The organism is Streptomyces scabiei 87.22 (assembly GCF_000091305.1).
In the GTDB taxonomy this organism is placed as follows: Bacteria; Actinomycetota; Actinomycetes; order Streptomycetales; family Streptomycetaceae; genus Streptomyces; species Streptomyces scabiei.
The window spans coordinates 3,390,769-3,412,956 of sequence record NC_013929.1 but is presented as its reverse complement, the minus strand read 5'-3'; the positions used below and the strand labels follow the sequence as shown (position 1 = coordinate 3,412,956).

The window sequence follows — 22,188 nt, the reverse complement described above, 5'->3', positions numbered from 1 at the left end:
GCTCAGTCCTCGTTGTCGGGCCGGACGACACGGCGCTGGATCAGGGTCAGGGCGACGACGATCAGGAAGAAGACGACGGTGATCGCGGACGCCTGGCCGACGTTGTTCTGGTCGAAGGCCGTGGTGACGGCCTGGTACATCACCGTGCGCGCGGCGTCCTCGTCGAGACCGCCTCCCTTGACCAGCACGTACACCTGGTCGAAGACCCGGAACGACAGCACCGAGGTGAGCATGGCGACGAAGACGAGCGTGCCGCGGATGCCGGGCAGGGTGATGTGCCGGAACTGCTGCCAGGCGGAGGCCCGGTCGAGCCGGGCGGCCTCGTAGCGCTCGTCCGGGATCTGCTGGAGGCCGGCCAGCAGGATGACCATCTGGAAGCCCACGCCCTGCCAGACGGAGAGCACGATGATCGAGGCCATCGCCGTCAGTCCGTCGCCGAGCCAGTCGAACGCGCCCCAGTTGCCGAGACTGAGCGCGTCCAGCACGGAGTTGAGCATGCCCTGGTCGCTGCGCGCGAGGATCAGCCGCCAGATCACGGCCACGAGCGCCATCGGGAAGACGACCGGCATGAAGAACAGCGACCTGAACAGGCCGATCGCCTTCAGCTTGCGGTTCAGCAGGATCGCCAGACCCAGGGCGAGGCCCGTCTGGAGGGGGACGACGACCACGGCGAAGGTCAGGTTGTTGAGCAGTGCCCGCAGGAACGGGCCGGACAGGTCGGGGTCGGTGAACAGCCGCCGGTACTGCTCGACGCCGAAGAAGGTGGGTTCCAGCGGGGAGCCGAGGCGCACGTTGTAGAAGGAGAGCACGACGGCGTAGCAGAAGGGGATGCCGACGAAGGCGATGAGTCCGGCGACGGCGGGGGCGGACATCAGCAGTCCGTGCAGCCGTTCGCGGTTGCGGCGGGGCGGCCGCCGGGCCGCTTCGCCGGCGGGCGGGGCCTGCTTCCGGCCGGGGCCCGCCGCGGGCACGGGTTCCACGGGTTCCACGGTTTTCACGGGAGGGTCCTCTTCCCGGCCGGGGCGGGCGGCCACAGGGTGGGCGCCCGCCCCGGCCGATGGGTTCGGCTGAACCCGACGGGTCCTGGGGGTCTGACGGGGGCGTGGGGCCGGGCGGGCGCGTCGCTCCCGCGCCCGCCGCCCCGGACGCGCCTACGGGATCGCGTAGCCGGCGTTGTCCGAGAAGTCACGGTCGATGGCGCGGGCGGCCTTCGACAGGGCGGCCTTCGGGTCGGAGCCCCCGTAGATCGAGTTGAGGGCCTCGCTGAACTTCGCGGTCACCACCGGGTATCCGGCGGTCACCGGACGGGTGACGGCGACACAGGACTTGCTGATGTCGATGTCGCCGCAGGGCTTGGCCAGCTGGTCGGCGAAGAGCTGGAGCGGGCCGCCCTTCTTGTACAGCTCGCTGGCGGCCAGCGCCGACCTGGTCGCGGGCGGGGCCCCGTTGGCCTTCGTCATCGCGCCGACGTTGGTGTCGTCGAGGAGGAAGTCCAGGAAGGCGCCTCCTGCCTTGGCGTTCTTGGAGTTCGCGCCGACGCCCCAGGCCCACGAGCCCTGTCCGGTCTTCGGGCCGTCGCCGAAGTCGGGCAGCGGCAGCACGACCAGGTCGTCGCCGAGCGCCTCGCTGTAGGCGGGGTACATCCAGTGTCCGACCCAGCTGAGGGCCACCCGGCCCTTGGCGAAGGCGTTGCCGTCGGTGTTGGCGTCGACGGTGCCCTTCCAGGACTGGAAGGTCTTCATGGCCGCGACTACGGCCGGGCTGTCGAGCGCACCCTCCGCCTTGCCGTCCTTGAGCAGGGCGCCGCCGGCCGACCAGACGATCGGGGCGAAGCCGTAGGTGCCCCACTCGGTGGCGTACCCGTTGCCCTCCTGGAGGTCCAGGACCTTGCCGTCGGAGTCCTTGGCCTTCAGCGCCTTCAGCGCCGCGTCGAACTGGTCCGCCGTCCAGGCGTCGTCCAGCCCCTTCGGGTACGTCACCCCGGCCGCGTCCAGCAGCTTCCTGCTGCCGTACATGCCGAGCCCGGAGTCGAACATGCCCAGGCCGTAGTGCTTGCCGTCGATCTCGCCCTGCGCCTTGTTCGCGTCGGTGGCGTTGTCGAGGGTGCCCGCGGAGACGTAGTCGTCGAGCGGGGCGAGTTTCTTCGTGTAGACGAAGTTGGCCATCGTGGGGCCGTCGAACTCCAGGACGTCCGGGAGCTTGTCGGCCTCCGTCGCCGTGATCGTCTTGGTGTAGTCGGTCTCCGGTATCAGCTTCAGCTCGACCTTCACCTTGTCCTGCGAGGAGTTGAACGCCTTCACCGCGTTCTGCAGCGCCTGCGCCTCGCTCTTCTGTCCCTGGTGGGCCCAGACGCTGATCGTTCCCTCACCGCTGCCGGCCTCGGCGGACGTGTCGCCGCCACCGCCCCCGCCGCAGGCGGCCAGGGCCGCCAGGGGGAGGGCCAGCGCCAGGCCCGCACGGGCGGTGCGACGGAACCTCTCGGCTGTCGAGCTGGGGGTCGGGGTCATGGTGTGTGCCTCCGTGCGGGGATGAGGGTGGGAAGAGCGGGTGGCTCGGGGCGTGCCGGGGGGGCTGGGCTCTCAGGTGGTGGGGCGCCGGCGTGCCCGGACCGTGCGGTGGGGGCGTCGGCGCCCTGGGGCGGGGAGGTGGGGGCGCGGGCGCCGGCGCGCTCGGACGGGGAGGGGGCGTGCGCGCCGGGGTGTTCGGGCGGGGAGGTCACTGCGGCCCGCGCGGGCGCGGTGGCGCCGTCGTCTCGCGCAGGACCAGCCGGATGGGCATCTGCACATGGCCGGGCTGCCCGGACTCCGGCTCGTCCAGCTGCCGCAGCAGCAGCCGGGCCGCCTCCGCGCCCTGCCCGGCGACGGGCTGGGCGACGGTGGTCAGGCCGACCACGTCGGCGAGTTCGTGGTCGTCGAAACCGACCACGGACACGTCCTCCGGCACCCGCAGCCGATGCCGCCGGAGCGCGCGCAGCGCGCCCATCGCCATCTCGTCGGACTGGGCGAACACGGCGGTCGGCGGCCGGGACGCGGCGAGCAGCTCGGTCATCGCCCGCTCACCGCCGTCCACGGTGTAGTCGCCGTCCGCGACCAGCGCGGGATCGTGCTCTATCCCGGCCTCGGCGAGGACGTGCAGATAGGCGGCCCGGCGGTCGAGGGGCGTGGTCCAGTGCAGGGGGCCGCTGTCCCCGGAGATCATGCCGATCCGCCGGTGGCCGAGGTTCGCCAGATGCCGTACGGCGCTCTCCGCGCCCGCCCGGTCGTCGATGCCGACCACGGTGAAGCCGGGCCTGGGACCGCCGACGGTCGAGGCCAGCGGCACCCCGAGCGAGCGCAGGGACGCCGACTCGTCCTCGTCCGGGATGAGCAGCGAGAGCACCGCGTCGACCCGCTTGCGCACCGGCAGCTTCGTGAAGAAGCGCTTGCGTGCCTCGGGCGAGCCCAGGTTGTAGAGCAGCACGTCGTAGCCGGCCGCGCTGAACACCTGCTCGGCGGCGTCCAGCACGGTGCCGAAGAACCAGCGGCCGATGTACGGGGCGACGACCCCGATCGTGTAGGTCCGCCCGCTGGCCAGACTGGAGGCCGAGCGGGAGGCCGTGTAGCCGAGCTGTGCGGCGACGGCCGCGATCTGCCGGCGCACCTCGTCCGAGACGCCCGGCCGGCCGCGCAGCGCACGGGACACGGTGGACGCCGAGACCCCGGCGGCGGTGGCGACATCGGTGATGCTGACCGTCACGGCGGTCTTCTCCCGTCGGTAGGGCGTGAGCACGGCGTCGTCGCGTGGCTGTCGCGCCGGTTCCACGTCGGTCGGAGTGAGCTGGGGACGAGCTGTGGGGTGACGAGACCGTAAACCCGGCTCCGCTGTTGCACAAGCGTTTGCGTTCAGTTTTACTTGCGCTGATTCTCAAGAGAGACCTTCCGGAACCATGGTCAGCGCACACGTTTGGGCGCTGTGAGCGACAGGACTGCTGCGCATGCGATACGCCCCGCCCGGCCTCTGCGTGAACGACTTCGCCCTGCTCCGGGACGACGACGGCACCTACGCGGTGCTGCACCTCCAGGGCCCCTGGACCGCCGACTTCGACCATCTGCGGATGGAGACCTCCTACGGCCGGGCCACCTCGGCCGACCTGGTCGGCTGGCGGCCGGAGGGCACCGCCTTCGGCAACGGCCTGCCCGGCCGCTTCGATCAGCGGGCGGTCTGGACGATGCACCCCTTCCGCCACGGCGCCGGCATGGCGATGCTCTACACGGGCGTGAGCGGACTGACGCCGGAGGGCTGGCCGCTGCAGTCCGTGGGCCTCGCGTACTCCGACCGCACGGACGGCACGGGCTGGCGGCGCCACGGCACGTCACCGGTCGTCGAGGCGGACCCCCGCTGGTACCGCACCGCCGACCGCATGGGCTGGCGGGACCCCTTCGTCGTCCGCGACGACGAGGGCGACGGCTGGGCGATGGTGATCTGCGCCAGTGACGCCTCCCTCCCCGTGGAGGTCAGCGGCTGTGTCGCCCTCGCCACCTCCACCGACCTGGAGCACTGGACGGTGCACCCGCCGCTGATCTCCCCCGGCGACGTCGACGAACTCGAATGCCCGGTCCTGGAACGCCTCGACGACGGCAGCTGGCTGCTCCTCGGCTCCATCGGCGCGACCCGGGGCTTCGAGGCGTGGACGGCTCCGCGCCTGCGCGGCCCGTGGACCCGCCGGGGCACGCTCGGGCCGACGGGGGCGTACGCCCCGCGCGTCATCGCCGCCCCGGACGGCTCCCGGGTCGTCCTGCACACCACGCCCCGCCGCGTCGGCCTGACCGACACCGGCGACCACTGCCGGGGCATGCTCGCCCAGCCCAAGTCCCTGGTGACGGAGGAGGGTTCGGCCCCCCGGCTGATGTGGTGGCCGGGCCTGGACGACTGGCTCGGCGAGGAGACGCACGCCCCCGTCCCGCACGCCGTCGGCGAGGTCGAGATCGGCGCCGGCCCCGTCGACGTCACCCTGCGCAGCGCCACCCTCGGCCCCGGCCGCGCCGGGAGCCCCGCGCTGGGCGTCGGCTGCGACGGCAAGAACCTCCGGATCACCGGTGCCGCCGGCACCCCCCTCGCCGAGACCGTCCTCCCCGAACCGGCCGCCACCCTGCGCATCCTGACCGTCGGCGAGTACGTCGAGGTCTACGCCGACGGTGTGTTCGTCCTGACCGCGCTCTCCTACACGGGCGCCCCCGCCCCGTGGACGGCGGTCGCCGGGGAACGCACGTGGACCGTCCCCGTCCGCCCCCTGCGCCTCCCGGCCCCGGACCGTGACGACGCCTCGGCGGTCTGGCCGGGCCCCGACGCGAGTTGACCGGCGCGTGCGGCCCGCGGCGGCTTCGCGCACGCCACCCGGCCCGGTGCACGTCCGCGCCCGCCCCGGAACACGTCCGCGCCCGCCCCGGAACACGACCGCACCCGGCCCGTGACACCGCCGTGCGGGACGGCGGCATACGGACCGGGTGCGGTCGAGAGAGGCCGGGTCAGGCCTTCTTGGTCTCCCAGAAGATCTTGTCGATCTGGGCGATGTAGTCCAGCGCCTTCTGGCCCGTCGCCGGGTCGGTGGACGCCTTGGCGGCCGAGAGGGCCTTCAGGGCGTCGTTGACCAGCTGGTGCAGCTCCGGGTACTTCTCGAAGTGCGGAGGCTTGAAGTAGTCGCTCCACAGCACCGAGACGTGGTGCTTGGCGAGCTCGGCGCGCTGCTCCTTGATGACGGTCGCGCGAGCCTGGAAGTGAGGGTCGTCGTTGGCGGCCATCTTGTCCTGCACGGCCTTCACCGACTCCGCCTCGATGCGGGCCTGGGCCGGGTCGTACACACCGCAGGGCAGGTCGCAGTGCGCGCTGACCTTGACCTTGGGGGCAAACAGGCGGGAAAGCATGGAGCATTCCTTCCTCGTGATCGTCTTCTCAGGTGGGACATTACTCCCTGCGAGAGTGGTTTTGGCGGGTGCCCCCATGGGCTTAGGGCAAAAGTCCGGGGTCAGACTGGGACCGGTGGAGGAACGGAACGGGGAGGTGCCGGAGATGCCGGAGCTGTCGCGGGAGAGCGAGCGGGGCGGTGCCCTCCTGCCCTTCGGAGTGGCCGAGGTCACAGGACCGTCGATGGTTCCGACCCTGCGCCACGGCGACCGGCTGCTCGTCCACTACGGGGCCCGCCTGCGGGTCGGGGACGTCCTGGTGCTGCGGCACCCCTTCCAGCAGGACCTGCTCGTGGTGAAGCGGGTCGCCGAGCGGCGCGACGGCGGCTGGTGGGTGCTCGGCGACAACGCCTACGCCGGCGGGGACAGCACCGACTACGGGGTCGTGCCCGACGAACTCGTCCTCGGCCGGGTGCGGTTCCGCTACCGGCCCCGGCCGGAGGGTCAGCGCTCGCCGTTCGCGCTGGCCCGCTGGGCGCTCTCGGCCGCGCGTCCCGTGCTCGGCGACCGGTCGGCCTCCAGGCGTTTGCGGGCCCGGTAGGCCGCCACGTTGGCGCGGGTCGCGCAGCGGTCGGAGCAGTAGCGCCGGGAGCGGTTGGTGGAGGTGTCGAGGTAGGCGTTGCGGCAGGGCGCCGCCTCGCACAGGCCGAGCCGGTCCACGCCGTACTCGGTGAGGTGGAAGGCCAGGCCCATCGCCGCGATCGCCGCGTAGCCCGCCGTCGCGTTGGAGGGGTGGTCCGCCAGGTGCATGTGCCACAGCGGGCGGCCGTCGTCGTCCCGGAAGTCGTGGCCGGAGATCTGCGGGCTCACCGGGAACTCCAGCAGCAGCGAGTTCAGCAGGTCCACGGCGAGGGTCTCGTCGCCGCCGTTCGCCGCCTCGAAGACCGAGCGCAGCCGGGCCCGTACGGACCGGAACCGGGTCACGTCGGCGTCCGTCGCCCGCCGGGCGGCCTGCCGGCTGGGCCCGAAGAGATCGCGGACGGCCTCGACCGAGGTGAGCGTGTCCTTGCCCCGGTCCGGCTCCTCGGTGTTGACGAGGCGTACGGCGTAGTCCGAGTAATGGGCCAGTTCCACTTGTAGTCCTTACGAGGGCGCTCTATTGTCGTGATGCGGGTCAGGTAATGGCTGCTCGTGCTTACAGGGTATTACGCGGTAGGCGGAAGACGCGGTACGCGGAGGAAGGGGCCTCATGACCACCACGGCCGGCACCGACTGGCACGCCTGGCAGGAGAGCTGGGACCGGCAGCAGGAGTGGTACCTGCCGGACCGTGAGGAGCGGTTCCGGGTGATGCTGGACATGGTCGAGGCGTTCGCCGGACCCGAGCCCCGCGTCCTGGACCTCGCCTGCGGTACGGGTTCCATCACGTCCAGACTGTTCGCGCGGTTCCCGAAGGCCGTCAGCACCGGCGTGGACCTGGACCCCGCGCTCCTCACCATCGCCGAGGGCACGTTCGAGGGCGACCCGCGGGTCACCTTCGTCACCGCCGACCTCACCGACCCCGACTGGACGGCCCGGCTGCCGTACGACGCGTACGACGCCGTCCTGACGGCCACGGCCCTGCACTGGCTGCACAGCGAACCCCTCGCCGCCCTCTACGGTCAGGTCGCGGAACTCGTCCGCGACGGCGGTGTCTTCATGAACGCGGACCACATGATCGACGAGACGACGCCCCGGATCAACGCGGCGGAGCGCGCGCACCGGCACGCGGGTATGGATCGAGCCAGGGCGGACGGCGTCCTCGACTGGGCCGCATGGTGGCAGCTCGCCGCTCAGGACCCCGTGCTCGCCGCGCCGACGGCCCGCCGCTTCGAGATCTACGGCGAGCACGCCGACGGTGACGTCCAGAGCGTCGACTGGCACGCCCGCACCCTGCGCGCGCGGGGCTTCGCCGAGGCCCGCGCGGTGTGGTGCTCGCCCTCCGACTCGCTGGTGCTGGCGGTGAAGTAGCCCGCCGCTCGCACGGACGGGTGTACGAGCGAGGGGCGGTACGGAATCCCGTACCGCCCCTCGCCGTGTCGCGCCCCGGTGCTACAGCACCTTGGACAGGAACGACTGGGTGCGCTCCTCCTGGGGGTTGCTCAGCACGTCACGGGGGTTGCCGGACTCGACCACCACACCGCCGTCCATGAAGACCAGGCTGTCGCCGACCTCACGGGCGAAGCCCATCTCATGGGTGACCACGACCATCGTCATCCCGGACTCGGCCAGGTCGCGCATGACGTCGAGGACGTCGCCGACCAGCTCCGGGTCCAGCGCCGAGGTCGGCTCGTCGAAGAGCATCAGCTTCGGCTCCATGGCCAGCGCCCGCGCGATGGCCACGCGCTGCTGCTGGCCGCCGGAGAGCTGGGACGGGTAGTTGCCCGCCTTGTCGCCGAGGCCGACGCGCTCCAGCAGCTCGCGGGCACGCTCGCGGGCCTGGGCACGGCTGACGCCCTTGACCTGGACCGGCGCCTCCATGACGTTCTCGGTGGCCGTCATGTGCGGGAACAGGTTGAAGCGCTGGAAGACCATGCCGATGTCCCGGCGCTTGACCGCGACCTCGCTGTCCTTCAGCTCGTACAGCCTGTCGCCCTTCTGGCGGTAGCCGACCAGCTCGCCGTCGACGTACAGCCGGCCGGCGTTGATCTTCTCCAGGTGGTTGATGCACCGCAGGAAGGTCGACTTGCCGGAGCCGGACGGGCCGATGAGGCAGAACACCTCGCCCGTCTGCACCTCCAGATCGATGCCCTTGAGGACCTCGACGGGGCCGAACGACTTGTGGATGCCCTCGGCCTTCACCATGGCGGTCATGCCGAGACTCCCTTCGGACGGCGCGTGGGCAGTACGGCCGCCTTGAAACGCTGCATCGGTGTCGGCGGGAGGGACCGCGAGGAGCCCTTCGCGTAATGCCTCTCCAGGTAGTACTGCCCGACACTGAAGATGCTGGTGAGGACCAGGTACCAGGCGGCGGCGAGGAACAGCAGTTCCACGGTGGCCCCCGAGCTCTGGCCGATGTCCTGGGCGGACTTCAGCAGATCCACGAACTGCACCGTCGACACGAGCGACGTGGTCTTCAGCATGTTGATGACCTCGTTGCCCGTGGGCGGCACGATCACGCGCATCGCCTGCGGGATGACGATCCGGCGCAGCGTCCTGGCGTGGCTCATGCCGAGCGCGTGCGACGCCTCGGTCTGGCCCTCGTCGACCGAGAGCAGACCGGCGCGGCAGATCTCCGCCATGTACGCCGCCTCGTTGAGACCGAGGCCGAGCAGGGCCGTCAGCAGCGGCGTCATGAACGAGGACCAGTAGTCCTTGTAGATGGGGCCGAGGTTGATGTACTCGAAGACCAGACCCAGGTTGAACCAGACGAAGAGCTGGACCAGGACCGGGGTACCGCGGAAGAACCAGATGTAGAACCACGCGATGGACGAGGTCACCGGGTTCTTGGACAGCCGCATCACGGCGAGCAGGATGCCGCCGACGACGCCGATCACCATGGAGACCACGGTGAGCAGCAGGGTGTTGAGGACACCCTCGATGATGCGGTCGTCGAAGAAGAAGTCGGGGATCACGCCCCAGTTGATCTTCTTCGCCTGCGCGAACGCGTAGACGATCGAGCCGAGGAGAGCGAGCGCGATGGCCGCGGACACATAGCGCCCCGGGTGCCGGACCGGAATGGCCTTGAGGGCTTCCGGACCGGCGGGGGGAGTGTCCGAGGGACCGTCCGTCTTGCTGACGTCAACAGTCACGGGTGGAGCCTTTGCCTTTCAGAACCGAGCCGAGAATCAAGAGCCGCCGTTGACCTTGGCCTCGGTGATGGCGCCGTCCTCGACGCCCCACTTCTTGATGATCTTCTCGTACTCGCCGTTGTCGATGATCGCCTGGACGGCGGCCTTCAGCGCGTCGCGCAGCTCGGTGCTGTCCTTGGCGAGGGCGATGCCGTAGGGGCCGGCCTCGACCTGGTCGCCGACGATCTCGAAGTACTTGCCGCCGCCGGAGGTCTTCACCGAGTACGCGGCGACCGGGAAGTCGGCGGAGACGACGTCCGCGCCCTTGGAGCGCATCCGGGTCTCGGCCTCGGGGTTGGTGGCGAAGTCCTCGATCTTGAGGGCCCCCTTCTTGTCGTCCTTGCACTTCTTCGCCTGGTCCTTGGCGAGGTCGTGCGAGAACGTGTTGCGCTGCACGGCGATCGTCTTGCCGCACAGGTCGTCCCAGGTCTTGATGCCCTGGTCGTCGCCCTTGTTGGTGTACAGCGAGACACCCGCGGTGAAGTAGTCGACGAAGTCGACACCGGCGCCGACCTTCTTGCCGGTGTCGGAGTCGATGCCCTCCTGGCGGTCCTTGGTGTCGGTCATGGCCGACATGGCGATGTCGTACCGCTTGGCGGCCAGACCACCGATGAGGGTGTCGAAGGTGGCGTTCTGGAACTTGAAGTCCACGCCGAGCTGCTTGCCCATCGCCGCGGCGATGTCGAGGTCGAGACCGACGACCTTGCCCGACGCGTCCTTGAACTCCACCGGGGCGTACGCGATGTCCGAGCCGACGTTGATCACGCCCTTGTCCCGGACGGACGCGGGCAGCTTGCCGGCCAGCGGGGCCCCGCTGGTGGAGGCGCTCTCCGAGCCGCTGTCCTTGCTCTTGGTCTGGTCACCGCAGCCGGTGAGCAGCAGGGCGCCCGCGACCGCGATCGCTCCGACGACGGCTGTACGGGAACGCAGGCCGGTCGTACGACAGGTGGTGCTTGCGGTCATGGTGGGTTCCTCCGGCGGGGGTGGTGTGGAGTTGCCGACAGGTCGACGATTAACACGCGTCTTCGAGTGTGGCGACCTCGTGTGATTACGGCATCTTGCCATTCGGGCATGTGCAATCAGATGACCGGCCATGTCAAAATCGGATAACGGGTGACCCCCGTATGACCCACGAACCGCCGCGGACCGCGTGATCACACCGGATGCTGTGCGGGAATCCCTCCTTCCGGCCGCAAGATCTTCGGCGCATCTCAGGATGCGGTCGACCGCGAACCCCGCACACATGGCTGTACGGGACTTGTCGTGACGTGTACCGACTTGCCCCTTTTTCGGTCGATGAATCGAACGATCCATGATCGTCTTTAAATGACCTTCGAGTTGTGACCTTCGAGGTATCAAGACGTGTGGACTCGTCGTCGGCGCCGTCCGTCCGGTAAGAAGGTTCCTTACACCCCTCATCCGGGGCCCAGGGCGCGTGTGCGGCGCGCCCGTCGCGTCTGAGCCCGCATGAGTCGCCGTACGTATCGGTGACCTGGGACTTACGCGGTGCCCGCCCGCTCCCGAACCGGGAGCGGAACACCCTCAAACCATGAAGACCTAAGGGGTAACACCAGTGGCAGCGGAGATTGTCAATCCTCGCACCGACAGCGGCGACGGCAGTACGGGTCAGGAGGGCGGGGGGGAGCCTCTCAATTCCCTCGACTCCTTCGACCCCGCCTTCGCCCTGCACCGCGGCGGCAAGATGGCCGTGCAGGCCACCGTGCCGATCAGGGACAAGGACGACCTGTCCCTCGCCTACACGCCCGGCGTCGCGCGGGTGTGCACCGCCATCGCCGAGCAGCCCGACCTGGTCAACGACTACACCTGGAAGTCCTCGGTCGTCGCCGTCGTCACGGACGGTACGGCGGTCCTCGGGCTCGGCGACATCGGCCCCGAGGCATCCCTCCCCGTGATGGAGGGCAAGGCGATCCTGTTCAAGCAGTTCGGCGGCGTCGACGCGGTGCCGATCGCGCTCGCCTGCACGGACGTCGACGAGATCATCGAGACCGTCGTCCGGATGGCGCCCTCGTTCGGCGGCGTGAACCTGGAGGACATCTCCGCGCCCCGCTGCTTCGAGATCGAGAAGCGGCTCCAGGAAGCCCTCGACATCCCCGTCTTCCACGACGACCAGCACGGTACGGCGGTCGTGACGCTGGCGGCGCTGCGGAACGCGGCGAAGCTGACCGGGCGCGGGCTGGGCGATCTGCGGGCCGTGATCTCGGGTGCCGGTGCGGCCGGTGTGGCCATCGCCAAGATGCTGCTGGAAGCCGGTCTCGGTGACGTCGCGGTCGCCGACCGCAAGGGCATCGTCTCCGCGGACCGTGAGGACCTCACGCCGGTCAAGCGGGAGCTGGCCGAACTCACCAACCGGGCCGGGCTCTCGGGCTCCCTGGAGGACGCCCTCGCGGGCGCGGACGTCTTCATCGGCGTCTCCGGCGGTACGGTCCCGGAGGAGGCGGTGGCCTCGATGGCGGAGAACGCGTTCGTCTTCGCCATGGCCAACCCCAACCCCGAGGTGCACCCGGACGTCGCCCACAAGTACGCGGCGGTCGTCGCCACCGGGCGCTCCGACTACCCCAACCAGATCAACAACGTCCTCGCCTTCCCGGGGATCTTCGCGGGGGCCCTGCAGGTGCGGGCGTCGCGGATCACCGAGGGGATGAAGATCGCGGCGGCCGAGGCGCTGGCGTCGGTCGTGGGGGACGATCTTGCGGCGGACTATGTGATTCCGTCGCCGTTCGACGAGCGGGTCGCTCCTGCCGTGACCGCGGCGGTCGCCGCGGCGGCTCGGGCGGAGGGTGTGGCTCGGCGCTGAGCCCCTGGGGTGGTGGGGGTGTTTTCTCGCCCCCGCCGCCCCTACCCGTCCCCATCCTTGAAGGGCTGCGCCCCTACACCCCCAGGCGTCCGTCCGGTGGGGGCTGGTCGCGCAGTTCCCCGCGCCCCTGAAAAGCGGGGCTGCGCCCCGAGCTTTTCAGGCCCGCAGAGGCCTACGCCTTTAGGGGCGCGGGGAACTGCGCGAGAAGCCCCACCGGACCCGCGCCCGACAACGCAACCCGTACGGCCCGCGTCCGAAGCGCCGAAGTCCGGGCGACGGGACGCGTGTCACAGCGGTCCGTGGTTCCGTCGCCCCCGGCGTCCCCCTATGGTCAGGCGCATGTTCGCTGCCTACGCCGCCCGTATCGACCGTGACCGACCGCTCGACGGACTGGAGTTGGGGGACCGCCCGGCCCCGGAGCCGAGGCCCGGCTGGACGACCGTGAGGGTGAAGGCCGCCTCGCTGAACCACCACGACCTCTGGTCCCTGCGCGGCGTCGGCCTCGCGGAGGACAAGCTGCCGATGATCCTCGGCTGCGACGCCGCCGGTGTCGACGAGGACGGCAACGAGGTCGTCCTGCACTCGGTGATCGGCCAGAGCGGACACGGGGTCGGCCCCCGGGAGCCCCGCTCGATCCTCACCGAGCGCTACCAGGGCACCTTCGCCGAACTCGTCTCCGTCCCCACCTGGAACGTCCTCCCCAAGCCCACGGAACTCTCCTTCGAGGAGGCCGCCTGTCTGCCCACCGCCTGGCTGACGGCCTACCGCATGCTCTTCACCAACGCGGGCGTCCGCCCCGGCGACTCGGTTCTCGTGCAGGGCGCCGGCGGTGGTGTCGCGACCGCCGCGATCGTGCTCGGCAAGGCGGCCGGACTGCGGGTCTTCGCCACCAGCCGTGACGAGGCCAAGCGCAAGCGGGCCCTGGAACTGGGCGCGGTGGAGGCGCTGGAGTCGGGGGCCCGCCTGCCCCAGCGCGTCGACGCGGTCATCGAGACCGTCGGCGCCGCCACCTGGTCCCACTCGGTGAAGTCGCTGCGCCCCGGCGGCAGCCTCGTCATCTCGGGTGCCACCAGCGGCGACCGCCCCTCCCACGCCGAACTGACCCGCATCTTCTTCCTCGAACTCAAGGTCGTCGGCTCCACCATGGGCACCAAGGACGAACTGGAGGACCTCCTCTCCTTCTGCGCCGCGACCGGCGTCCGCCCCGTCATCGACGAGGTGCTGCCCCTGGACCGCGCCCGCGAGGGCTTCGAACGCCTCGCGGCGGGCGACCAGTTCGGCAAGATCGTGCTGACCGGTCCCTGACGATCCCGGTAGGACGACGGCCGGCCCGGTCATCCGGACCGGCCGTCGTCGTGTCAACCAGGGTTGACGATGCGGTCGTGTCAACGTAAGTTGACAACATGACCGAAGCAACGGATCTCGCCGAGCGCGCGGGCGACCGCGACCCCCGGGTCGGGCTGCGGGCCGTCGCCGCGCTGCGCAGGCTGCTGGAGCAACTGGAGTCGGTGCAGGTGCGCAGCGCGCGCCATCAGGGCTGGTCGTGGCAGGAGATCGCCGCGGAACTCGGAGTGAGCAGGCAGGCCGTGCACAAGAAGTACGGGAGGCATTGATGTTCGAACGGTTCACGAAAGACGCCCGTGCCGTGGTCCTGGGAGCGGTGGACCACGCCGAACGCACCCGAGCGGGGGAGGTGACCGAGGAGCACCTCCTCCTCTCCCTGCTGGACCGCGAGGCCTCCCGTGCCTCCTTCGCTCTGACCGCGCTGGGACTCGCCGGGGCCGACCGCAGGGAATCGGTCGAGCGGGACCTCGCCGAGGCCCGCCGCCGGGGCGGGCTCTCCCGCGCCGACGCGGACGCCCTCTCCGGCCTCGGCATCGACCTCACCGAGATCGTCTCCCGCGTGGAGGAGACCCACGGGGCGGGGGCGCTGGCGCCGGACCCGAAGGGCACCCGGCGCGGCCGGGGGCGCCTCTCCGGCCACCGCCCCTTCACCCGCGAGGCCAAGGGCGTCCTCACCCGCTCCCTGCGCGCCGCCCACGCCCACCGCGACCGGCACATCGGCGACGAACACCTCCTGCTCGCCCTCACCACCCGCCCCGGCGTCCCGGCCGAGGTCCTCGCGGACCACGGGGTGACGTACGAGGCACTGGAGCGGGTGCTCTACGGCAGTGGGGAGGCCAAGGCGGGGTGAGCGGCGCCCGGGGCGGGGCGAGGGCCTCCCCGGCTCACTCCTTGGGCACCCGCAGCACCGCACCGATGTGGGCCGCCGCCGTCGACAGGTGGCGGCGGGCGTCACGGAGCTGGTCCTCGGTCACGCCGTGGTCGCGGGCCGCGTCGCGGATGTCGTCGCGGAAGCGGTCCAGGAGACGGTCGAGGTCGCGGGCCGGTTCACCCGTGGGCGCCTCGTGCACCCAGGCGGGCTCGTAGTCGGCGGGGAACTCCTCGGGAGTGACGGAGTGGTCCGGTGCCCCGGCCCCGGCTCCCGCGCCGGTCGCACCCGAGCGTCCGAAGCCGAAGTCCTTGCCGAACTCCTTTCCGAAGTCCTTCCCGAACTCGCCGAACTCCTTGGCCAGTTCGGTCAGCCCCTCCCGTACGCCCGTCGGCCAGTCGCCCCGGGTGAAGTGCTCCTGGACGTGGTCCTGGACCCGTTTGGCGATGCGCTGCAGCTCCTCCTGGGCCTGGGTGCGGGCATGCTCCTGCGCCTCCTTGGCCTGGCGGCGGGCCCGCTGGGCCTCCTCGCGGGCCCGCCGGCTCTCGTCCTTGGCGCGGCGGGCCTGCTCCTTCCACTCCTGCTTGACGCGGCGCATCTCCTCCTTGGCGGCACGCCAGGCCGCGCTGTCACCGGCCTCCCCGGCCGCCCCCTGGTTCCCGTCACCCGCCCCGCCTCCCCTGCGGGCCTCGGACGCGGCCGCCCGCATCTCGCGGCGCAGGTCGCCCGCCGCGCCCCGTACGTCGGCCCGGATCTCGGCGGCCAGCTCCGCCACCGACTCACGGATCTCCAGCTCCAGATCGGCCAGCTCGCTGCTGCGGTCGGCCAGTTCGGCGCGGCCCGCGTCGGTGATCGCGTACACCTTGCGGCCGCCTTCGGTGGTGTGGGTGACCAGTCCCTCGGCCTCCAGCTTGGCCAGCCGCGGGTAGACGGTGCCGGCCGAGGGGGCGTACAGGCCCTGGAAGCGTTCCTCCAGCAGCCGGATCACCTCGTAGCCGTGGCGCGGCGCCTCGTCCAGCAGCTTCAGCAGATACAGCCGCAGGCGTCCGTGGGCGAAGACGGGAGGCATGTCAGAACACCTTCTTGTCGGTCGTGCGGTCGGTCACGGTGTCGGCCGCCCCGCCCGGCTCGGCGGAGGGTCCCGAGGTGTCCGCGGTCGCGTCCGGAGCCGTCCCCGCGCCGTCGCCCCTCTGCTCCTCCCCGGATCCGCCGCCCGGGCCCCCGCTCACCGGTCCACACGGCTCGTCCTCCGTGGGAGGCCGGCGGAGGAGGGCTATGGAGCCGGAGACGGTGGTGGCCCTGAGACGGCCGCTGCCCGTGCCCAGCCGGCCGGTGACCTTGTGGGCGCCCCAGGGGCCGCTGACGTGGAGTTCCTCGAAGGCGTTGGAGATGGTGCCGCCGGCGGTGTTGGCCTCGACCTCGGCGTCGGTCGGGTGGGGGAGGCGGATGGCGATCTCGCCGGAGACGCTGCTGAGGCCGACGTCCGTGGGGCCGCCCGCGGGATCGAGGTCGAGGATGATGGAGCCGCTCACGGATTCGGCCTTCACGCTGGGGCAGGAGCCCTCCATCACGGTCAGGTCGCCGGAGACGGAGCTGAGCCGGAGATCGCCCGTGAGGGCCTGCGCCTCCACGCTTCCGGAGATCGTCGTGGCGCGCACCGGACCCGCCAGGCCGACCAGGGTGGTGTCGCCCGAGACGCCCTTCACCTCCGTGCGCCCGTCCAGTCCGGACACGACCGCCGTGGCGCCGACCACGCCCACCTCGACCCGGGTGCCCGCCGGTACGGCGAGCGACACCAGGACGTCCCGGCGCCGGCCCTTGCGGTCCAGCCATTCCAGGAAGCCCTTCCAGGGCAGGTCGTCGTAGGCGACGGTCAGGGTGCCGTCCTTCTGCGTCACCGTCAGGGGCGGGCCCTCGACGGCGGACACCTCCAGGCGGGCGGAACTCTCGTCGGTGCCCACCACGTTGACCGTTCCGTTGACGACTCGCACACGCAGCGCCGTCACCGGTTCGTCGAACGTGAGCCTCCGCGGCTCGGCGACGGACCACACGGACATGGAGCTGACCTCCTCGGCAGACCCGGCAGGATGAGACGACGAAGGCGAGGGCGCAGGCGGGACGAGCCCGAGGGCGTACGCGACCGGCACACGCGCACTATCGTGTTCTCGCTCTTCACGATATATCGCGGTCACGGAAAGTCAATACACCCGTTCTGGTGACCCCGCAGGTGAATTCAGGGCAAATCGCCCTAGCGTGGAGGGCATGTCGACGGAACGCTCCCAGGGGCCCCGCGCCCCCGGTGCGCTCCTGCTCTGCCGGGCGGATCCCGACTCCGTCGCCCCCGTCGCCCAACTGCTCCGCGAGCGCATGCTGCTGACCCCGGCCGGATCCGAGTGGACCGCGCTCGTGCCGGAGGGAAAGCCCTGGCTGCAGGGCGGCGAACCCGTCGATCGCGTCCTCGGCGGCTGGGCGAGTGCCCTGGCCGTCGGCGTCCCCTGGCCCGTGCTGGCGCTGTGGTGGGACGCGGACCGCAGCGGCTACACCCTCGCCGCGGGCTTCCGCCGCACCGTCGGCTACGAGTGGCTCGCGAACGGGACCCCGGTCGGCGAGGACGAGGCGATGCGTACGTTCGCCGCCCGCCTGGGCCTGGACCCGGTCCTCGACGCGCAGTCCCTGGAGGACCTCACACGCGGTGACCCGGCGGCCGACGCCCGTTCCCGGCTGCGCGGACTGCTCGCCGTCCTCGCCCGCGCGGGCGTGACGCTCCCCGCCGGTCTCGGGCCGGGCGAGCCCGCCGACCGGCTCCGTGAGGTCGCCCGTGTCCAGCCCGGCGTCCAGCGCATCGAGTGGACGGGTTGGCGTGGGGCGGTCCGTTCGGAGCTGGACGCCCTCGAAAGGGGCCGCCTCGGCCCCTGGCTCCCCTGGGCCGGCACCCCCAGGGCCCGTGCCCTGGCCGCCGCCCAGCTCCTCGCGGGGCTCCCGCTCACGGCCTGGGGCCTGCACCGCCGGAGCCCCGGCTGGCTGACCGCGGGCGGTCTCCTTCTCGCCCACGGCACGGTGGGCCTGCTCTACGACCTGGCCCACCCGCGCGACTGATCGTTCCCCCCGCCGCCGAGGGGACGGCTACTCGTCCTCGTCCTCGTCGTCCAGCCGCGCCAGCCACGTGGCCAGCCGCTCCACCGGAACCTCGAAGTCCGGGTTCAGATCGACGAACGTCCGCAGCTGCTCGGCCAGCCACTCGAAGGTGACCTCCTCCTCGCCGCGCCGCTTCTCCAGTTCCTCGATGCCACGGTCCGTGAAGTACATGGGTCAAGGATAAGTGCGGGAAAACGGCCGGGCCGCACCCCCTGGAGAGGGGGTGCGGCCCGGCCGCGTGCCTTCGTCGAGCGCGGTTACGCGTCGAACACCTCACGCACCAGCTGCTCCTGCTCGGCCTGGTGCCGCTTCGCCGAACCCACCGCCGGCGACGAGCCGTGCGGGCGCGAGATGCGCCGCAGCCGCTCGCCGTGGGGGACGTCCGCGCCGACCGCGAGGTCGAGGTGGTCGATCAGGTTGAGGGCGATGAACGGCCAGGCGCCCTGGTTCGCGGGCTCCTCCTGGGTCCAGAGGTACTTCTCGGCGTTCGGGTACTTGTTGACCTCCGCCTGGACCTCGGCACCCGGCAGCGGGTAGAGGCGCTCGATGCGGATGATCGCCGTGTCCGTGATGCCGCGCTTCTGACGCTCGGCCTCCAGGTCGTAGTAGACCTTGCCGGCGCAGAAGACGACCTTCTTGACCGCGTTCGGGTCGACCGAGCTGTCGCCGATGACCGGGCGGAACTCGCCGCTCGTGAACTCCTCCGCCTTCGACGCGGCGGCCTTGAGGCGCAGCATCGACTTCGGGGTGAAGACGACCAGCGGCTTGTGGTGCGGGTTGTGCACCTGCCACCGCAGGAGGTGGAAGTAGTTCGACGGGGAGGTCGGCATGGCGACCGTCATGTTGTTCTGCGCGCACATCTGGAGGAACCGCTCCGGGCGGGCGGACGAGTGGTCCGGGCCCTGGCCCTCGTAGCCGTGCGGGAGGAGCAGGGTGACGCCGGAGGTCTGGCTCCACTTCTGCTCCGCCGACGAGATGAACTCGTCCACGACCGTCTGGGCGCCGTTGACGAAGTCGCCGAACTGGGCCTCCCACAGCACCAGGGACTCGGGACGGGCCAGCGAGTAGCCGTACTCGAAGCCCATCGCCGCGTACTCGGAGAGCAGGGAGTTGTAGACGTTCAGCCGCGCCTGGTCCTCGGAGAGGTACATCAGCGGCGTGAACTCCTCGCCCGTCTCACGGTCGATGATCACCGCGTGACGCTGGCCGAAGGTGCCGCGCTGCGAGTCCTGACCGGCGAGGCGGACCGGGGTGCCCTCCAGCAGCAGGGAGCCGATGGCGAGGGTCTCGCCCATGCCCCAGTCGATCGTGCCGTCCTCGACCATGCCCGCACGGCGCTGCAGCTGCGGCAGCAGACGCGGGTGGGCGGTGATGTGGTCCGGGACGTTGACCTGGGACTCGGCGATGCGCTTGACGGTCTCCGCGGTGATCGCGGTGTTCACCGAGACCGGGAAGCCGTCCTGCGGGGCGTCGGCGGCGGCGGACGCCGCCGGCTGCGCGATGGCCTCGCGGACCTCCGTGAAGACCTTCTCCAGCTGGCCCTGGAAGTCCTGCAGCGCCTGCTCGGCCTCTTCCAGGGTGATGTCGCCGCGACCGATGAGGGACTCGGTGTAGAGCTTGCGCACCGAGCGCTTCTTGTCGATCAGGTCGTACATCAGCGGCTGGGTGAAGGCCGGGTTGTCCGACTCGTTGTGACCGCGGCGGCGGTAGCAGATGAGGTCGATCACCACGTCCTTGTTGAACGCCTGACGGAACTCGAAGGCCAGCCGCGCGACGCGGACCACGGCCTCCGGGTCGTCGCCGTTCACGTGGAAGATCGGGGCCTCGATCATGCGGGCCACGTCGGTGGCGTACATCGAGGAACGCGACGACTCGGGAGCCGCGGTGAAGCCGACCTGGTTGTTGATGACGATGTGGACCGTGCCGCCGGTGCGGTAACCCCGCAGCTGCGACATGTTCAGGGTCTCGGCCACCACGCCCTGGCCCGCGAAGGCCGCGTCGCCGTGCAGGGCCACCGGCAGGACGGTGAAGTCCGTGCCGCCCTTGTTGATGATGTCCTGCTTGGCGCGCGCGACGCCCTCCAGGACCGGGTCCACGGCCTCCAGGTGCGAGGGGTTCGCGACCAGGCTGACCTTGATCTGCTCGCCGTCGAGGCCCGTGAAGGTGCCCTCGGCGCCCAGGTGGTACTTCACGTCGCCGGAGCCGTGCATCGACTTCGGGTCGAGGTTGCCCTCGAACTCGCGGAAGATCTGCGCGTACGACTTGCCGACGATGTTCGCCAGGACGTTCAGCCGGCCGCGGTGGGCCATGCCGATGACGACCTCGTCGAGACGGGACTCCGCCGCCGAGTCGATGACCGCGTCCAGCAGCGGGATGACGGACTCGCCGCCCTCCAGGCTGAAGCGCTTCTGGCCGACGTACTTCGTCTGCAGGAAGGTCTCGAAGGCCTCCGCCGCGTTCAGCCGGCGCAGGATGCGCAGCTGCTCCTCGCGCTCCGGCTTGGAGTGCGGGCGCTCGATGCGGTCCTGGATCCAGCGGCGCTGCTTCGGGTCCTGGATGTGCATGAACTCGACGCCGGTGGTGCGGCAGTACGAGTCGCGCAGCACGCCGAGGATGTCGCGCAGCTTCATCAGGGACTTGCCCGAGAAGCCGCCGACCGCGAACTCGCGCTCCAGGTCCCACAGGGTGAGCCCGTGCTCGGTGATGTCCAGGTCGGGGTGCTTGCGCTGGCGGTACTCCAGCGGGTCGGTGTCGGCCATGACGTGGCCGCGGACCCGGTAGGAGTGGATCAGCTCGAAGACCCGGGCGGCCTTGGTGACGTCGTCGTCGTGGCTGGCGTCGATGTCCTTGAGCCAGCGGACCGGCTCGTAGGGGATGCGCAGGGCCTCGAAGATGTCGTCGTAGAACCCGCCCTCGCCGAGCAGGTAGTTGGCGACGATGCGCAGGAACTCGCCGGAGGCGGCGCCCTGGATGACCCGGTGGTCGTACGTCGAGGTCAGGGTCATGACCTTCGAGATGCCCAGCTTGTTCAGGGTGTCCTGCGAGGTGCCCTGGAACTCGGCCGGGTAGTCCATGGATCCGACGCCCATGATGACCGACTGACCGGGCATCAGACGCGGGACCGAGTGGACGGTGCCGAGGCCGCCGGGGTTGGTCAGGGAGACCGTGACACCGGTGAAGTCGTCCATCGTCAGCTTGCCGTCACGGGCGCGGCGGACGATGTCCTCGTAGGCCTGCCAGAACTCGAAGAAGTTCAGCGTCTCGGCCTTCTTGATGCCCGCGACGACCAGCTGGCGGTCGCCGTTGGGCTTCACCAGGTCGATGGCGAGGCCGAAGTTGACGTGCGGCGGCTTGACGAGGGTGGGCTTCCCGTCCTTCTCCGCGTAGTGCCAGTTCATCGACGGCATCGTCTTGATGGCCTGCACCATCGCGTAGCCGATCAGGTGCGTGAAGGAGATCTTCCCGCCCCGGGCGCGCTTGAGGTGGTTGTTGATGACGATGCGGTTGTCGAACAGCAGCTTCACCGAGACCGCGCGCACGGACGTGGCCGTGGGCAGCTCCAGGGAGGCGTTCATGTTCTTCGCGACCGCGGCGGCGGGGCCGCGCAGCGTGATCAGCTCCGGGCCCTCGGCGGGCGCGGCCTGCTTCGCGGGGGCCGCGGCGGCCGGCTTGGCCGGTGCGGGCGCGGCGGCCGCGGGCTTCGCGACGGCGGGTGCCGGAACGGCGGCGGGCTTCGGGGCCGCCGGTGCGGGCGCGGCCGGAGCCGCGGGAGCGGCCTGGGCCGGCGCGGCGGGTGCCGCGGCCGCGGTGCTCACCGGAGCCGAGGCGGCAGGTGCGCCCGGCTTGTAGTCGGCGAAGAAGTCCCACCAGGCTCGGTCCACCGAGTTCGGGTCCTGGAGGTACTGCTGATAGATCTCGTCGACGAGCCACTCGTTCGGACCGAAGGCCGCAGCGGGGTTCTTACCCGCTTGGTCTGCGTCGGTCGAGATGCTCGAGTTACTGGGGGACTGTGGCGACACGGCGGCAACCGCCCTCTTCCGCTTCACAAGGTGATGGACAGCGGGAATCAAGGCTACGCCCCCGTGGCCGTGAAGGTCAGGCCGAGTCCGCTCTTCGTCGCGTAAGTCACATCGGAAAGCGTGTTTCGGGGGTGGAAATGGCGGGAAACAAGCGTGGTTCCGGTCCGGAATCGGGCTGGAGGGTGCACGCCGGGCATGCGTCGGGCGGGGCCTGCGGATATGTGCACGCGGCCCTCGGTCTGAACGCACCTGATCACACGTGTCCGGCTGCGCGGAACCGCCGTGGATCTTGTCGCTCCG

The 22,188-nt window shown here is 70.8% G+C and carries 20 protein-coding genes; 8 read left to right on the top strand and 12 right to left on the bottom strand.

The features are described from left to right. Window positions 1–2: 2 nt before the first annotated feature. The 3 genes from SCAB_RS14225 to SCAB_RS14215 all read right to left on the bottom strand — a co-directional run bounded on the left by SCAB_RS14225 (window position 3) and on the right by SCAB_RS14215 (window position 3,801). Complete coding sequence (locus SCAB_RS14225) at window positions 3–989, bottom strand: carbohydrate ABC transporter permease (RefSeq protein WP_041670622.1); 987 nt, start codon at window positions 987–989, stop codon at window positions 3–5. A 162-nt stretch (window positions 990–1,151) separates the two neighbouring features. Further along, entirely contained in the window at window positions 1,152–2,507 is a 1,356-nt protein-coding gene (locus SCAB_RS14220; RefSeq protein WP_013000777.1) for an ABC transporter substrate-binding protein, read from the bottom strand. Window positions 2,508–2,715: 208 nt separating this feature from the next. Next, window positions 2,716–3,801 carry a LacI family DNA-binding transcriptional regulator gene (locus SCAB_RS14215; protein ID WP_013000776.1) on the bottom strand — a complete coding sequence of 362 codons (1,086 nt, stop codon included), beginning with the start codon at window positions 3,799–3,801 and terminating at the stop codon, window positions 2,716–2,718. 172 nt (window positions 3,802–3,973) lie between these two features. Between SCAB_RS14215 and SCAB_RS14210 the strand changes: the two genes are divergently transcribed. Beyond that, entirely contained in the window at window positions 3,974–5,335 is a 1,362-nt protein-coding gene (locus SCAB_RS14210; RefSeq protein WP_013000775.1) for a glycoside hydrolase family protein, read from the top strand. Between the two features lie 169 nt (window positions 5,336–5,504). Here the strand turns inward: SCAB_RS14210 and sodN are convergent, their stop codons facing one another. Next, entirely contained in the window at window positions 5,505–5,900 is a 396-nt protein-coding gene (sodN, locus tag SCAB_RS14205) for a superoxide dismutase, Ni (protein WP_005480378.1), read from the bottom strand. Between the two features lie 145 nt (window positions 5,901–6,045). On the opposite strand from sodN, the gene sodX reads away from it, so the two are divergent. Beyond that, on the top strand, window positions 6,046–6,480 hold the full coding sequence (gene sodX / locus SCAB_RS14200; RefSeq protein WP_013000774.1) for a nickel-type superoxide dismutase maturation protease: 435 nt from the start codon (window positions 6,046–6,048) through the stop codon (window positions 6,478–6,480). Here the strand turns inward: sodX and SCAB_RS14195 are convergent. Then, on the bottom strand, window positions 6,384–7,013 hold the full coding sequence (locus SCAB_RS14195) for a CGNR zinc finger domain-containing protein (RefSeq protein ID WP_013000773.1): 630 nt from the start codon (window positions 7,011–7,013) through the stop codon (window positions 6,384–6,386). The genes sodX and SCAB_RS14195 overlap by 97 nt on opposite strands. 115 nt (window positions 7,014–7,128) lie before the next feature. On the opposite strand from SCAB_RS14195, the gene SCAB_RS14190 reads away from it, so the two are divergent. Continuing rightward, complete coding sequence (locus SCAB_RS14190) at window positions 7,129–7,887, top strand: class I SAM-dependent methyltransferase (protein WP_013000772.1); 759 nt, start codon at window positions 7,129–7,131, stop codon at window positions 7,885–7,887. 81 nt (window positions 7,888–7,968) lie between these two features. Here the strand turns inward: SCAB_RS14190 and SCAB_RS14185 are convergent, their stop codons facing one another. The 3 genes from SCAB_RS14185 to SCAB_RS14175 are packed head-to-tail and all read right to left on the bottom strand — an operon-like array spanning window position 7,969 to window position 10,670. Next, a complete protein-coding gene (locus SCAB_RS14185) occupies window positions 7,969–8,730 on the bottom strand; it encodes an amino acid ABC transporter ATP-binding protein (RefSeq protein ID WP_013000771.1) in 762 nt (253 codons plus the stop codon). Continuing rightward, window positions 8,727–9,668 carry an amino acid ABC transporter permease gene (locus tag SCAB_RS14180; protein ID WP_013000770.1) on the bottom strand — a complete coding sequence of 314 codons (942 nt, stop codon included), beginning with the start codon at window positions 9,666–9,668 and terminating at the stop codon, window positions 8,727–8,729. The genes SCAB_RS14185 and SCAB_RS14180 overlap by 4 nt, the downstream gene beginning before the upstream one ends. Window positions 9,669–9,704: 36 nt before the next feature. Further along, the gene (locus tag SCAB_RS14175) at window positions 9,705–10,670 is read right to left on the bottom strand and encodes an ABC transporter substrate-binding protein (protein ID WP_013000769.1); all 966 of its coding nucleotides are present in this window, start codon (window positions 10,668–10,670) and stop codon (window positions 9,705–9,707) included. A 610-nt stretch (window positions 10,671–11,280) separates the two neighbouring features. Between SCAB_RS14175 and SCAB_RS14170 the strand changes: the two genes are divergently transcribed. The 4 genes from SCAB_RS14170 (at window position 11,281) to SCAB_RS14155 (ending at window position 14,716) form a co-directional block, all read left to right on the top strand. Continuing rightward, the gene (locus SCAB_RS14170) at window positions 11,281–12,522 is read left to right on the top strand and encodes an NAD(P)-dependent malic enzyme (RefSeq protein WP_013000768.1); all 1,242 of its coding nucleotides are present in this window, start codon (window positions 11,281–11,283) and stop codon (window positions 12,520–12,522) included. A gap of 339 nt (window positions 12,523–12,861) precedes the next feature. Continuing rightward, on the top strand, window positions 12,862–13,827 hold the full coding sequence (locus SCAB_RS14165; protein ID WP_013000767.1) for a zinc-binding dehydrogenase: 966 nt from the start codon (window positions 12,862–12,864) through the stop codon (window positions 13,825–13,827). A gap of 98 nt (window positions 13,828–13,925) precedes the next feature. Further along, on the top strand, window positions 13,926–14,135 hold the full coding sequence (locus SCAB_RS14160) for a helix-turn-helix domain-containing protein (RefSeq protein WP_013000766.1): 210 nt from the start codon (window positions 13,926–13,928) through the stop codon (window positions 14,133–14,135). Then, window positions 14,135–14,716 carry a Clp protease N-terminal domain-containing protein gene (locus SCAB_RS14155; RefSeq protein ID WP_013000765.1) on the top strand — a complete coding sequence of 194 codons (582 nt, stop codon included), beginning with the start codon at window positions 14,135–14,137 and terminating at the stop codon, window positions 14,714–14,716. The genes SCAB_RS14160 and SCAB_RS14155 overlap by 1 nt, the downstream gene beginning before the upstream one ends. Before the next feature lie 34 nt (window positions 14,717–14,750). Here SCAB_RS14155 and SCAB_RS14150 read toward each other — a convergent pair whose 3' ends face one another. Beyond that, the gene (locus SCAB_RS14150; protein WP_013000764.1) at window positions 14,751–15,803 is read right to left on the bottom strand and encodes a PadR family transcriptional regulator; all 1,053 of its coding nucleotides are present in this window, start codon (window positions 15,801–15,803) and stop codon (window positions 14,751–14,753) included. 1 nt (window position 15,804) lies between these two features. Then, window positions 15,805–16,791 carry a DUF4097 family beta strand repeat-containing protein gene (locus tag SCAB_RS14145; protein WP_013000763.1) on the bottom strand — a complete coding sequence of 329 codons (987 nt, stop codon included), beginning with the start codon at window positions 16,789–16,791 and terminating at the stop codon, window positions 15,805–15,807. Between the two features lie 205 nt (window positions 16,792–16,996). Here SCAB_RS14145 and SCAB_RS14140 point away from each other — a divergent pair, with 205 nt between their 5' ends. Continuing rightward, window positions 16,997–17,830: a hypothetical protein gene (locus SCAB_RS14140; protein WP_041669197.1), complete on the top strand. Its 834-nt coding sequence runs from the start codon at window positions 16,997–16,999 to the stop codon at window positions 17,828–17,830. A gap of 27 nt (window positions 17,831–17,857) precedes the next feature. Here the strand turns inward: SCAB_RS14140 and SCAB_RS14135 are convergent, their stop codons facing one another. Continuing rightward, window positions 17,858–18,040: a DUF6104 family protein gene (locus tag SCAB_RS14135; RefSeq protein ID WP_003961784.1), complete on the bottom strand. Its 183-nt coding sequence runs from the start codon at window positions 18,038–18,040 to the stop codon at window positions 17,858–17,860. Window positions 18,041–18,126: 86 nt separating this feature from the next. After that, window positions 18,127–21,888 (bottom strand): multifunctional oxoglutarate decarboxylase/oxoglutarate dehydrogenase thiamine pyrophosphate-binding subunit/dihydrolipoyllysine-residue succinyltransferase subunit, encoded by a 3,762-nt coding sequence (locus tag SCAB_RS14130; protein ID WP_013000761.1) that lies wholly within the window; start codon window positions 21,886–21,888, stop codon window positions 18,127–18,129. Window positions 21,889–22,188: the final 300 nt, after the last annotated feature.